The following is a 12,054-nucleotide window of genomic DNA, read 5'->3' on the forward strand; positions in this document are numbered from 1 at the left end:
AGCTTGGACCTACAGCACACACCCCATCAACACCGCCCCCTCTCCATACGCTGCCAGCTTGTCTGCATGCCTGTCGGCGGCCAGCGGTGCGTACCCGAGCCTGCGCCAGTACGCATCGGCTGACTGGACGGCGATAAGGCGCGACGCCCGCAGGCCGTCGTGCATCGCCACGTTGCGTGCCGCGTGGTGGAGGCGGGTAGCGAGGCCCGCGCCGCGGCCGATCGGCGCCACGGCCATGTCGTGAATGAACCATGTCAGCGGCTCGGTATCGGGCCAGTCGCGGGCAAGCCGGCCGTTCCAGGGCGGCAGCGATGCCTCTGGCCATGCATGGGTAAACAGGTAGGCGGCCAGGGCAGGGCTGGATTGGCCGTTTTGCGATGGCGTGGACAGGGCTGCGACCCAGCAGGTGGGGGGCGATAGCGTGAGCCGGCTTTCCAGGGCATCGGCGGACTCCACCAGCGCATCGCCATAGCACTGCGCCTGGATGGCAAGCACGGCGGGCAGGTCGGCGGCGCGCATGGGCCGAAGGGTGAATTCAGGCATCGGCTGATTATACGGGCGCTCACATTGGGGTCCGCCCGGAGAGCGTTTACGCGGTCTGTGCGCTGCCAGGCAATGTCCTTACAATTTCCTCAAAATAGATAAGAAGAGACTGCCTCGAAATCCCTTTCAGCCGATTTGGTGCCGTAGCGGTGGGTACGGCCCGGAGGAAATTGATGCCCGAAGTACGCAATTGCATGCGGCTTTGGCGAGGTATAGCGAAGTTGCCAATACTCGCTGCCAGATGGACGGGGTGCGCGGTTGCCGTTGCGCTATGCGCGGCGACGGCCCTCGCTCAGCCTCCCGCGGTCGCCCAGCTTGCCAGCATTCCGCCTGCCGCGCGCACGGAATCGCCGGCCCGTCAGGTCTCGTTCCCCGCGCGGCCGCTGCGCATGATCGTGCCGTTCCCGGCCGGCGGTGTTGCCGATGCCGTGGCGCGACTGGTGGCCGAACGGCTATCCCAGCGGCTTGGCGTGCCTGTCGACGTGGACAATCGTCCCGGCGCGGCGGGCACCATGGCTGGCGACCTCGTGGCCAAGGCCAGTTCCGACGGCCACACGCTGCTGTTCCATCAGGCCAACATGCTGATCCAGCCCGGACTCGAACCGGTGCCCTATGACGTGACGCGTGATTTCACCCCCGTCGCGCGGGTGGCCGCCATGCCGTTGTTCCTGGTGATCGATGGTCATTTGCCGATGACGACACCCCAGCAGTGGGTCACGGCCGTGCGGTCGAGCCCGGCATCTTACAGCTATGGCTATGGCCAGCCGGGCAGCCCGCAGCATCTGTACGCCGAATACGCGGTGCGGGGCATGCCGACCAGCGTGCCGCTGGTGATGGCCAAGGGCGAGAGCGCGGTGGTGCAGGAAATGCTCGCCGGCCGGATCAGCGCCTGTTTCTGTTCGTGGGCCGCGGTGCAGACCCATGTGCGCTCGGGTGCGCTGCGCATCCTGGGCGTGACCGGGCCGGTGCGCTCGCCGCTGTCGCCGCAGGTGCCGACGCTGCAGGAAACGGGCATGGAGGGCTACGGGGCGCTCGCCTGGTATGGCGTGATGGCTCCGGCCAAGACGCCCCGGGCCATCGTGGCGCGACTGGCTACCGAACTGGACAGTGTGACCAGCGAGCGCGGCGTGCAGGCCCAGTTGATGGCTGCCGGCCTTACGCCAGTTCGCGACTCGCCCGACGCCTTTGCCACTGCCATCCGCTCGGAATCGGTGCAATGGCAGGTGATTCTGCGCCAGGCGGGTCCGCGCAGCGAGCCCTGAAGTGAGCAATCGGGCAAGTTTGTCCGGCCGGCATCACACGAATGCCTCGGATTGTTGTCGGCCATGCAATGGTGAGATCACCACACGGGACGGCGACCGATAGGTAGTAGCCCTTATAATGGCGGCCTGTCCAAATCCGGTGACATTGTGACCGCTACCGTGCCGAACCCGTCTGGCCAGGCTTTTACAGGCCCCAACGTCGTCGAACTCGCGGATGTCGATTTTGCATACGCGGCTGGCGACAAGCCCATCCTATCCGGCCTTTCCATGCGCTTTCCGCGCGGGAAAGTGGTGGCCGTCATGGGCGGATCGGGCTGTGGCAAGACCACGGTGATGCGGCTGGTGGGCGGCATGGTGCGCCCGCAGCGCGGCCGTGTGACGTTCAATGGCGCCGACATCGACGTCATGGACCAGACCGCGCTGTACGCGGTGCGCCGCCAGATGGGCATGCTGTTCCAGTTTGGCGCGCTGTTCACTGACTTGTCGGTATTCGACAACGTCGCATTTCCGCTACGCGAGCACACCGACCTGCCCGAATCGATGATCCGGGATCTGGTGCTGATGAAGCTCAACGCGGTGGGGCTGCGCGGGGCGCGCGACCTGATGCCGGCGCAGATCTCGGGCGGCATGGCGCGGCGCGTGGCGCTGGCGCGGGCTATTGCGCTGGACCCGGCCCTGCTGATGTACGACGAACCGTTCGCCGGCCTGGACCCGATCTCGCTCGGCCTGACGGCGAACCTGATCCGAGACCTCAACGACGCGCTGGGCGCCAGCACCATCATCGTCTCGCACGACGTGCAGGAAACCTTCCAGATCGCCGATTACGTGTATTTCATTGCGAACGGCAGGATTGCTGCCGAAGGTGCGCCCGACGACCTGCGGGCGTCCAGCGACCCGTTCGTGCGCCAGTTCGTGCACGCCGAGGCCGACGGCCCGGTACCTTTCCATTACGCCGGCCCCACGCTGGCCGAAGATTTCCTGGCCGGAGGCGCGCGTTGACCGGCTTCTTCACTACCATCGGCGCCGCGGTGCGCCAGTTCGTGGGCGGCCTGGGCCGTGCCACGCGCATGTTCCTGGCCGTGCTGGCGCTGTCGCCGGCACTGCTGCGCCGATTCCGGCTGATTTCCGACCAGGTGTTCTTCGTCGGCAACCTGTCGCTGGTGATCATCGCCGTGTCGGGCCTGTTCGTCGGCTTCGTGCTGGGCCTGCAGGGGTACTACACGCTGAACCGCTATGGGTCCGAGCAGGCGCTGGGCCTGCTGGTGGCGCTGTCGCTGGTGCGCGAACTGGGGCCGGTGGTGTCGGCGCTGCTGTTCGCGGGCCGCGCCGGCACGTCGCTGACCGCTGAAATCGGCCTGATGAAGGCTGGCGAGCAGCTGACCGCGATGGAAATGATGGCCGTCAACCCGTTGCAGCGCGTGATCGCGCCGCGTTTCTGGGCCGGTGTCATCGCCATGCCGATCCTGGCCGCGATCTTCAGCGCGGTGGGCATCCTGGGCGGCTACCTGGTTGGCGTGCAGCTGATCGGCGTGGATGCCGGCGCGTTCTGGTCGCAGATGCAGGGCGGCGTGGATGTGCGTGCCGACGTGCTGAACGGCGTGATCAAGAGCTTTATTTTTGGCATTGCGGTGACGTTCATCGCGCTGTACCAGGGGTTCGAGGCGAACCCGACGCCCGAAGGCGTTTCACGCGCCACCACGCGGACCGTGGTGATGGCGTCGCTGGCCGTGCTCGGCCTGGATTTCCTGCTGACCGCGCTGATGTTCAGCTGACAAGCATTCGACAAGAGACTCGCATGAAGAAAAATTCGCTCGACTACTGGGTGGGGTTGTTCGTGGTGGTGGGCTTCGCCGCCCTGCTGTTCCTGGCGCTGAAGGCCGGCAACATGAGCAGCCTGTCGTTTCAGGACACCTACGCGGTGACCGCGCAGTTCGACAATATCGGCGGGCTGAAGCCGCGTGCGCCGGTAAAGAGTGCCGGCGTGGTGGTGGGCCGCGTGGCGTCGATCAACTTCGACGACAAGCAATACCAGGCCACGGTGACGATGAATCTGGATAAACGCTACGCGTTCCCGCGCGACACGTCGGCCAAGATCCTGACGTCGGGGCTGCTTGGCGAGCAGTACATCGGGCTGGAAGCCGGCGGCGACGACAAGATGCTGGCCCAGGGCAGCAAGATCACGATGACGCAGTCGGCCGTGGTGCTGGAAAACCTGATCGGCCAGTTCCTGTACAACAAGGCGGCCGATGCCGGCGCCGGCGGCAACGGCAACGCGTCGGCCCCGGCCCCGTCTCCTTCTTCGGCGAATGCGTCCGGCGCGGGTGCGGCGGCCTTGCCGGCCGCGCCGGGAATGGGCGGCAGCAAATGAGCGCTTTTCATCGCCTGAGCGCGGCTTCGCTGGTCGCGCTGGCCCTGGCCGGCTGCGCCACCGGACCCAACGCCAACCCGGCAGACCCGCTGGAGCCGTTCAACCGTGGCGTTTCCACGTTCAACGACAATCTGGACAAATACGCGCTGAAGCCGGTGGCCGAGGGCTACCAGGACTACATCCCGTCGCCGGTGCGCACGGCGGTGGGCAACTTCTTCTCAAATGTCAGCGATGTCTACTCGGCGGCCAACAACCTGCTGCAAGGCAAGCCGTCGCGGGCAGCGGAAGACACGATGCGCGTGGCCATCAACAGCGTGCTCGGCCTGGGCGGCCTGATCGATATCGCCACGCCGGCCGGCCTGCCGAAGTACAAGGAAGACTTCGGCCAGACCATGGGCGTGTGGGGCGTGCCGCCGGGCCCGTACCTGGTGCTGCCGCTGTTCGGACCGAGCAGCGTGCGCGACGGCACCGGCATGGTGGTGGATCGCTTCATGGACCCGACCACTTATATTTCACCGTGGTACGCGAGCCTGTCGGTGTCCACCGTGCGCGTGGTCGACGGCCGGGCCCAGCTGCTGGGTGCCACGAGCCTGATCGAGGCGGCCGCGCTGGACAAGTACGCGTTCCTGCGCGATTCGTACCTGCAGCGCCGGGAATACCTGATCCACGACGGCAATCCGCCGTCGCAGGATGACGAGGACGCGCCGCAGCAACCCCAGCCGAAGGCGCCCCAGGAGCAGGACGGCGGCAGCAAGCCCGCGCCGGCCGGAGCCGATACCAAAGAGGGCTGAGGCGCCGTGGGCAGCACGAAGGTCTGCCCGCCAGCCTTGTCCCGACAGTGCCTGGGCCGCCTGTGAGCGCGCTGTGAGGCCTGAAACAAAGTGTATGAAAGTGGCGTTCCATGCATGTGCAGGTACCATGCCCGGCTGACGCCTGTGTTTCAATGATTTCCGATGGCGGTGCGTTGTTGCCCTGTCGGATGGGCGCGAACCTGCCGATACCCTGCAGGTGACGTCCCCGGAAAGAAAGGAAAAAATTCACATGATCAAGCGACTGCTGCTTCCCTTCCTCACTGTTGTTGCCTTTGCCGGCGCTGGCGCCGCGCACGCGCAGCAGGCCGACGCCTCGACGCCGGACGGCCTGGTCAAGGCCGTGGTGAACGACGTGATGTCCACCGTGCAGTCCGACAAGGACATGCAGGCCGGCAATATCGGCAAGATTACCCAGCTCGTCGAGCAGAAGATCCTGCCGCACGCCAACTTCACGCGCACCACGCAGATCGCCATGGGCCGCAACTGGTCGAAGGCCACGCCGGAACAGCAGAAGGTGATTACCGACGAGTTCAAGACGCTGCTGATCCGCACGTACGCCGGCGCCATCGCCCAGATCCGCGACCAGAAGGTGCAGTTCCGTCCCTATCGCGGCACGGCTGACGACACCGACGCCACGATCCGCACCCAGGTCATCAACAAGGGCGAGCCGATCCAGATGGATTACCGCCTGGAAAAGACGGCCGAGGGCTGGAAGGTCTATGACATCAACGTGCTGGGCGCCTGGCTGACCGAGGCGTACAAGGGCAGCTTCAACACCATCGCCAACCAGCAGGGCGTGGACGGCGTCATCAAGACGCTGCAGGACCGCAACCGCCAGCTGGCCAACGCCAAGGGCTGAGCGGCCGATCCGCGCGATTCTGGTTGCGCCGCAGCACGGCGCGGCCAAACTGGTCTACAATGGCCAGACGCTCCCGCCTCCGGGCGGGAGTTTTCATTTCGACAAGCCCGTTTCACGTTTCCAGCTCCCATCCATCCATGCCTGCCCTTGGCGCCTCGCTGACCAACCGCAACGCCGCCGTCGTGCTGCGTGACGGCCTGTCGCGCGTGCAGCAGGGCGACGTGACGGTGGATTGCAGCGCGCTGACGCAGGTGGATTCCTCCGCCGTCGCCGTGCTGCTGGCCTGGCAACGGGCTGCCGCCGAGCGCGGCCAGTCGTTGACTGTCGCCGGTGCGTCGCCGCAGCTGCGGTCGCTGGCCACCCTCTATGGGGTCGAAGGCCTGCTGGGCCTGGCTACCGCCACCGCTACCCACCCGGAACACCACCACCACCGACATTGAACCGGCATCCGTCGCCGCGCGTGCCATTGCGTGCGGCCATGCGATGCCACGGCGTCGGGCCGATGGCCTGGCGCCGCGCCGGGCAGAGCGGGGGAACCCCCTCATCCCCTATAATTCCGGGTTGTTCGTCCCCAAGTCGCCCCCAAGTGTCCTGACACGATCCACAGGTGCTGCGCGGCTAACCTCAGGGGCGCCCCCCCAATCCAGGTAAGGCTGACCGCCAAGCGGCCCCATCCCAAGACATTCGGCCATGAAAGCCATCGAAATTACCGATGTCCGCAAGCGTTACCGCAACCTGCAGGCGCTCAAGGGTGTCAGTTTCAGCGTCGAGCGCGGGGAATTCTTCGGCCTGCTCGGCCCCAACGGCGCGGGCAAGACCACGCTGATATCCATTCTGGCCGGGCTGAACCGCGCCGATTCGGGTACGGTCAGCGTGCTGGGCCACGATGTGGTGGACGACTACCGCATGGCGCGCCGCATGCTGGGCGTGGTGCCCCAGGAGCTGGTTTTCGATCCGTTCTTCACGGTGCGCGAGACCCTGCGGCTGCAGTCGGGCTATTTCGGCCTGTCGCGCAATGACGACTGGATCGACGAGATCATGGCCAACCTCGATCTCACCAACAAGGCCGACAGCAACATGCGCCAGCTTTCGGGCGGCATGAAGCGCCGCGTGCTGGTGGCCCAGGCGCTGGTGCACCGTCCGCCCGTGATCGTGCTGGACGAACCCACCGCCGGCGTAGACGTGGAGCTGCGCCAGACCCTGTGGAAATTCATTTCGCGGCTGAACCGCGAAGGCCACACGATCATCCTGACCACCCACTACCTGGAAGAAGCCGAGGCACTGTGCGACCGCATCGCCATGCTCAAGTTCGGCGAGGTGGTGGCGCTGGACCGCACCAGCAGCCTGCTGAACCAGTTCGCGGGCCTGCAACTGGTTCTGACGCTGTCGAAGGGGTCGCTGCCGGCCGAACTGGACGCACTGCGCACGCCGGGCAACCCGGGCGAGCGCGCGCATCGCCTGCGGCTGTCGGGCTACGAGGCCGTGGAACCCATCCTGGCCGCGCTGCGCGCCGCCGGCTGTGAAATCGAAGACATGGAAATCAGCAAGGCCGACCTGGAGGATGTGTTCGTGCAGATCATGCGCCGCGAGGGCGAGATGCCCGGCAGCACGCCGAACGCCGCCATGGAGGCCGCGGCATGAAGAATCCCGCCGAGATCAATGTGGCCCAGCGCGAGGAACGGCGTCTGGCATCGATGAAAGTCGGCGGCCTGGTCGGCTTCCGCACGCTGCTCTACAAGGAAGTGCTGCGCTTCTGGAAGGTATCGTTCCAGACCGTGGCCGCGCCGGTGCTGACCGCCGTGCTGTACCTGCTGATCTTTGGCCATGTGCTCGAAGACCGCGTGCGCGTCTACGACCAGATCAGCTATACCGCCTTCCTGGTGCCGGGCCTGGTGATGATGAGCGTGCTGCAGAATGCGTTCGCCAACAGTTCGTCGTCGCTGATCCAGTCCAAGATTACCGGCAACCTGGTGTTCATCCTGCTGCCGCCGCTGTCGCATTGGGAAATGTTCGGCGCCTATGTGGCGGCGTCGATCATCCGCGGGCTCTGCGTGGGCCTGGGCGTGCTGCTGGTGACCGCCTGGTTTGCACACCTGCATTTTGCGCATCCGCTCTGGATCCTGGTGTTCGGGCTGGCCGGCGCGGGCATCCTGGGCACGCTGGGCCTGATCGCCGGCATCTGGGCCGAGAAGTTCGACCAGCTGGCCGCTTTCCAGAACTTTCTGATCATGCCGGCCACGTTCCTGTCCGGCGTGTTCTATTCGATTCATTCCTTGCCGCCGTTCTGGCAGGCCGTGTCGCACGCCAACCCGTTCTTCTACATGATCGACGGCTTCCGCTTCGGCTTCTTCGGCGTGTCCGACGTGCCGCCGCTGCACAGCCTGGCCGTGGTGGTCGTGGCGTTCGTGGTGCTGGCCGCGCTGGCGCTGCGCCTGCTGCGCAAGGGTTACAAGCTGCGGCACTGATTTGCCGCAAATCACCGAATTCACAGAGACAGACATGCTGCCTACTCCGGAACAAGTCAGGGATTACATTGCCCAAGGATTGCCCTGCGAACATCTGCACGTGGAGGGCGACGGCCAGCACTTCTTCGCCACGATCGTGAGCGGGGAATTCGAGGGCAAGCGCCTGATCCAGCGGCACCAGCGCGTCTACGCGGCGCTGGGCGACCGCATGCGCGCCGAGATCCATGCGCTGTCGATGAAGACGCTGACGCCGGCCGAATGGCAGGCCGACGGCGCCAAGTAAGGCGTCGATCCCTCACAAGACAACATACCGGCGGGTCCGACGCCGCCGGCTGACAAGACAGAAACATGGACAAATTCCAGATCCAGGGCAACGGGCCGCTCAAGGGCGAAGTCCGCGTCTCGGGCGCCAAGAACGCCGCCCTGCCCATCCTGTGTGCCGGCCTGCTGACCGCCGATACCGTATCGCTTTCCAACGTGCCCGACCTGCAGGACACGCGCACCATGCTCAAGCTGCTGCGCCAGATGGGCATGCAGGCCGACATGGTCAATGGCGTGGCCACGCTGAACGGCGCCGACATCAATTCGCCTGAAGCTTCCTACGACCTCGTGAAGACCATGCGCGCGTCGATCCTGGTGCTGGGCCCGCTGGTGGCCCGCTTCGGCGAGGCCCGCGTGTCGTTGCCGGGCGGCTGCGGCATTGGCGCACGCCCCGTGGACCAGCACATCAAGGGCCTGCAGGCCATGGGTGCGGAAATCACCATCGAGCACGGCTTCATCCACGCCCGCGCCAGCCGCCTGAAGGGCGCCCGCGTGGTGACGGACATGATCACCGTGACCGGCACCGAGAACCTGCTGATGGCCGCCACGCTGGCCGAAGGCGAGACCGTGCTGGAAAACGCCGCCCGCGAGCCCGAGGTGACCGATCTGGCCGAACTGCTGGTCAAGATGGGCGCGAAAATCGAGGGCATCGGCACCGACCGCCTGATCGTGCAGGGCGTGGACAAGCTCCACGGCGCGCAGCACAGCGTGGTGGCCGACCGTATCGAGGCCGGCACGTTCCTGTGCGCGGCCGCCGCGTCGCTGGGCGACATCGTCGTGCGCGACGTCCCGCCGCTGATCCTGGACGCCGTGCTGATCAAGCTGCGCGAGACCGGTGCCACGGTCGAGACCGGCGACGACTGGATCCGCCTGGCCATGCCGCAACGGCCGCAGGCCGTGAGCTTCCGGACGTCGGAATACCCGGCCTTCCCGACCGACATGCAGGCCCAGTTCATGGCCCTGAACGCGGTGGCCGAAGGCACGGCGCGCATCACCGAGACGATCTTCGAAAACCGCTTCATGCACGTGCAGGAGCTGAACCGTCTGGGCGCGAACATCACGGCCGAGGGCAACACCGCGGTGGTGACCGGCGTGCCGCGCCTGTCGGGCGCCAACGTGATGGCCACCGACCTGCGTGCATCGGCCAGTCTCGTCATTGCCGGCCTGGTGGCCGATGGCGAAACGACGATCGACCGCATCTACCACCTGGATCGCGGCTACGACCGCATGGAAGACAAGCTGTCGGCCGTCGGCGCGAAGATCCGCCGGATCGCCTGAACCAGAAGCCGCCGCCCCAAGCCGCCCCGAACCTTGAAGAACTGACGATGAGTCCCGCTTTCAACGCCTCGCCCAACCAGCTGACGCTGGCACTGTCCAAGGGCCGCATCTTTACCGAAACGCTGCCGCTGCTGGCCGCGGCCGGCATTCAGGTGACCGAGGACCCCGAGACCTCGCGCAAGCTGATCCTGCCCACGTCGGACCCGGCCGTGCGCGTGATCATCGTGCGCGCGTCGGACGTGCCGACCTACGTGCAGTATGGCGCGGCCGACTTCGGCGTGGCCGGCAAGGACGTGCTGATGGAGCACGGCATGACCGGCCTGTACGCGCCGATCGACCTGAACATCGCGCGCTGCCGCATGTCGGTGGCGGTGCCTGCCGGGTTCGACTACGCCAACGCGGTGCGGCAGGGCGCGCGCCTGGCCGTGGCCACCAAGTACGTGCAGACCGCCCGCGAGCACTTCGCCAAGAAGGGCGTGCACGTGGACCTGATAAAGCTGTACGGCTCGATGGAGCTGGGCCCGCTGGTGGGGCTGTCCGATGCCATCGTCGACCTGGTCAGCACCGGCGGCACGCTGCGCGCGAACAACCTGGTCGAAGTGGAGGAGATCGTGCAGATCTCGTCTCGCCTGGTGGTCAACCAGGCGGCGCTGAAGCTCAAACGGGAACGGTTGGCGCCGATCCTGGAAGCATTCGAACGGGCCTCGGCGGCGCTCGCCTGAGGTACGCACAAGTTGAACCCGACCGGGAATCCGTCAGGGATTCCCCGAGGACAAGCAGTCATGAACGACACCGATATGGAAAACCTGTCGATCCGCCGGCTCGACTCGACCGAGCCCGGCTTTGCCGATGCCCTGCGCCAGGTGCTGGCGTTCGAGGCGTCGGAAGACGAGGCCATCGATCGCGCCGCTGCCGATATCCTGGCTGACGTGCGCCGCCGCGGCGACGAGGCCGTGCTCGAATACACGCGCCGTTTCGACCGCCTGGAAGCCCCCTCGATGGGCGCGCTGGAGCTGTCGCAATCCCAACTGGAAGCGGCGCTGGAAGACCTGGAGCCGAAGCGCCGCGCCGCGCTGGAGGCCGCCGCCGCCCGCGTGCGCGCCTACCACGAGAAGCAGAAGATCGAATGCGGCAGCCATAGCTGGGAATACACCGAGGCCGACGGCACCATGCTGGGCCAGAAGGTGACCCCGCTGGACCGCGTGGGCCTGTACGTGCCCGGCGGCAAGGCCGCTTACCCGTCGTCGGTGCTGATGAATGCGATCCCCGCGCGCGTGGCTGGCGTCAAGGAAGTGATCATGGTCGTGCCCACGCCCGGTGGCGTGCGCAACGAACTGGTGCTGGCCGCCGCGCAGATCGCCGGCGTGGACCGGGTGTTCACGATCGGCGGCGCGCAGGCCGTGGGCGCGCTGGCGTTCGGTACCGCCACGCTGCCGCAGGTGGACAAGATCGTCGGCCCGGGCAATGCCTATGTGGCCGCCGCCAAGCGCCGCGTGTTCGGCACGGTCGGCATCGACATGATCGCCGGCCCGTCGGAAATCCTGGTGATCTGCGACGGCACGACCGATCCGGACTGGGTGGCCATGGACCTGTTCTCGCAGGCCGAGCACGACGAACTGGCGCAGTCGATCCTGCTGTGTCCGGACGAGGCCTACCTGAACCGCGTGGAAGAGAGCATCCAGCGCCAGTTGCCGACGATGCCGCGCCGCGAAGTCATCGCCGCCTCGCTGGCCGGGCGCGGTGCCCTGGTCAAGGTGCGCGACATGGAAGAAGCCTGCGAGATCGCCAACGCCATCGCGCCCGAGCACCTGGAGATTTCGGCCGAACACCCGCGCCAGTGGAGCGAGAAGATCCGCCATGCGGGCGCCATCTTCCTGGGCCGCTATACCAGCGAGTCGCTGGGCGACTACTGCGCGGGCCCGAACCACGTGCTGCCCACCTCGCGCACCGCGCGCTTCTCGTCGCCGCTGGGCGTGTACGACTTCCAGAAGCGTTCGAGCCTGATCGAGGTCAGCGAGGGCGGGGCGCAGATGCTGGGCCAGATCGCCGCCGAACTGGCCTATGGCGAGGGGCTGCAGGCCCACGCGCGCAGCGCCGAGTACCGATTCAAGCGTTAAGACATGCCGCAAGGCACGAAACCATAGGA

Annotated in this window: 14 protein-coding genes; 13 read left to right on the top strand and 1 reads right to left on the bottom strand. The window is 66.4% G+C overall.

Annotation, left to right across the window (positions count from 1 at the left end; all coding sequences use genetic code 11):
- Window positions 1-9: 9 nt before the first annotated feature.
- Window positions 10-543 carry a GNAT family N-acetyltransferase gene (locus tag AC3G88_RS25020; RefSeq protein WP_488894095.1) on the bottom strand — a complete coding sequence of 178 codons (534 nt, stop codon included), beginning with the start codon at window positions 541-543 and terminating at the stop codon, window positions 10-12.
- Window positions 544-716: 173 nt separating this feature from the next.
- On the opposite strand from AC3G88_RS25020, the gene AC3G88_RS25025 reads away from it, so the two are divergent.
- From AC3G88_RS25025 to hisD, 13 genes are all read left to right on the top strand, one after another.
- Window positions 717-1,805, top strand: coding sequence for a Bug family tripartite tricarboxylate transporter substrate binding protein (locus AC3G88_RS25025; protein WP_488774008.1), 1,089 nt, complete (start codon window positions 717-719; stop codon window positions 1,803-1,805).
- Window positions 1,806-1,952: 147 nt separating this feature from the next.
- The gene (locus AC3G88_RS25030; RefSeq protein ID WP_400391767.1) at window positions 1,953-2,804 is read left to right on the top strand and encodes an ABC transporter ATP-binding protein; all 852 of its coding nucleotides are present in this window, start codon (window positions 1,953-1,955) and stop codon (window positions 2,802-2,804) included.
- Entirely contained in the window at window positions 2,801-3,577 is a 777-nt protein-coding gene (gene mlaE, locus AC3G88_RS25035) for a lipid asymmetry maintenance ABC transporter permease subunit MlaE (protein WP_101680505.1), read from the top strand. The genes AC3G88_RS25030 and mlaE overlap by 4 nt, the downstream gene beginning before the upstream one ends.
- 23 nt (window positions 3,578-3,600) lie before the next feature.
- A complete protein-coding gene (mlaD, locus tag AC3G88_RS25040) occupies window positions 3,601-4,173 on the top strand; it encodes an outer membrane lipid asymmetry maintenance protein MlaD (protein ID WP_488774009.1) in 573 nt (190 codons plus the stop codon).
- A complete protein-coding gene (locus AC3G88_RS25045; protein ID WP_488774010.1) occupies window positions 4,170-4,964 on the top strand; it encodes an MlaA family lipoprotein in 795 nt (264 codons plus the stop codon). The genes mlaD and AC3G88_RS25045 overlap by 4 nt, the downstream gene beginning before the upstream one ends.
- 250 nt (window positions 4,965-5,214) lie before the next feature.
- Entirely contained in the window at window positions 5,215-5,844 is a 630-nt protein-coding gene (locus AC3G88_RS25050; protein ID WP_400391777.1) for an MlaC/ttg2D family ABC transporter substrate-binding protein, read from the top strand.
- A 137-nt stretch (window positions 5,845-5,981) separates the two neighbouring features.
- A complete protein-coding gene (locus tag AC3G88_RS25055) occupies window positions 5,982-6,284 on the top strand; it encodes an STAS domain-containing protein (RefSeq protein WP_153949113.1) in 303 nt (100 codons plus the stop codon).
- Between the two features lie 250 nt (window positions 6,285-6,534).
- Window positions 6,535-7,485 (top strand): ABC transporter ATP-binding protein, encoded by a 951-nt coding sequence (locus AC3G88_RS25060; RefSeq protein ID WP_488774011.1) that lies wholly within the window; start codon window positions 6,535-6,537, stop codon window positions 7,483-7,485.
- Entirely contained in the window at window positions 7,482-8,309 is an 828-nt protein-coding gene (locus AC3G88_RS25065; protein ID WP_488774012.1) for an ABC transporter permease, read from the top strand. The genes AC3G88_RS25060 and AC3G88_RS25065 overlap by 4 nt, the downstream gene beginning before the upstream one ends.
- 34 nt (window positions 8,310-8,343) lie before the next feature.
- Complete coding sequence (locus AC3G88_RS25070; protein WP_092602220.1) at window positions 8,344-8,592, top strand: BolA family protein; 249 nt, start codon at window positions 8,344-8,346, stop codon at window positions 8,590-8,592.
- Between the two features lie 65 nt (window positions 8,593-8,657).
- Window positions 8,658-9,908: a UDP-N-acetylglucosamine 1-carboxyvinyltransferase gene (gene murA, locus AC3G88_RS25075; protein WP_488774013.1), complete on the top strand. Its 1,251-nt coding sequence runs from the start codon at window positions 8,658-8,660 to the stop codon at window positions 9,906-9,908.
- Between the two features lie 47 nt (window positions 9,909-9,955).
- Window positions 9,956-10,630 (top strand): ATP phosphoribosyltransferase, encoded by a 675-nt coding sequence (gene hisG / locus AC3G88_RS25080; protein WP_153949116.1) that lies wholly within the window; start codon window positions 9,956-9,958, stop codon window positions 10,628-10,630.
- A 60-nt stretch (window positions 10,631-10,690) separates the two neighbouring features.
- Window positions 10,691-12,025 carry a histidinol dehydrogenase gene (gene hisD, locus AC3G88_RS25085; RefSeq protein ID WP_400391793.1) on the top strand — a complete coding sequence of 445 codons (1,335 nt, stop codon included), beginning with the start codon at window positions 10,691-10,693 and terminating at the stop codon, window positions 12,023-12,025.
- Window positions 12,026-12,054: the final 29 nt, after the last annotated feature.

It is taken from the genome of Cupriavidus sp. 86D6, assembly GCF_057815095.1.

Bases quoted from the DNA above. Each gene is read 5' to 3' on its own strand.
- AC3G88_RS25020 (WP_488894095.1), bottom strand. From the start codon at position 543: ATGCCTGAATTCACCCTTCGGCCCATGCGCGCCGCCGACCTGCCCGCC.
- AC3G88_RS25025 (WP_488774008.1), top strand. From the start codon at position 717: ATGCCCGAAGTACGCAATTGCATGCGGCTTTGGCGAGGTATAGCGAAG.
- mlaD (WP_488774009.1), top strand. From the start codon at position 3,601: ATGAAGAAAAATTCGCTCGACTACTGGGTGGGGTTGTTCGTGGTGGTG.
- AC3G88_RS25045 (WP_488774010.1), top strand. From the start codon at position 4,170: ATGAGCGCTTTTCATCGCCTGAGCGCGGCTTCGCTGGTCGCGCTGGCC.
- AC3G88_RS25050 (WP_400391777.1), top strand. From the start codon at position 5,215: ATGATCAAGCGACTGCTGCTTCCCTTCCTCACTGTTGTTGCCTTTGCC.
- AC3G88_RS25055 (WP_153949113.1), top strand. From the start codon at position 5,982: ATGCCTGCCCTTGGCGCCTCGCTGACCAACCGCAACGCCGCCGTCGTG.
- AC3G88_RS25060 (WP_488774011.1), top strand. From the start codon at position 6,535: ATGAAAGCCATCGAAATTACCGATGTCCGCAAGCGTTACCGCAACCTG.
- AC3G88_RS25065 (WP_488774012.1), top strand. From the start codon at position 7,482: ATGAAGAATCCCGCCGAGATCAATGTGGCCCAGCGCGAGGAACGGCGT.
- AC3G88_RS25070 (WP_092602220.1), top strand. From the start codon at position 8,344: ATGCTGCCTACTCCGGAACAAGTCAGGGATTACATTGCCCAAGGATTG.
- murA (WP_488774013.1), top strand. From the start codon at position 8,658: ATGGACAAATTCCAGATCCAGGGCAACGGGCCGCTCAAGGGCGAAGTC.
- hisG (WP_153949116.1), top strand. From the start codon at position 9,956: ATGAGTCCCGCTTTCAACGCCTCGCCCAACCAGCTGACGCTGGCACTG.
- hisD (WP_400391793.1), top strand. From the start codon at position 10,691: ATGAACGACACCGATATGGAAAACCTGTCGATCCGCCGGCTCGACTCG.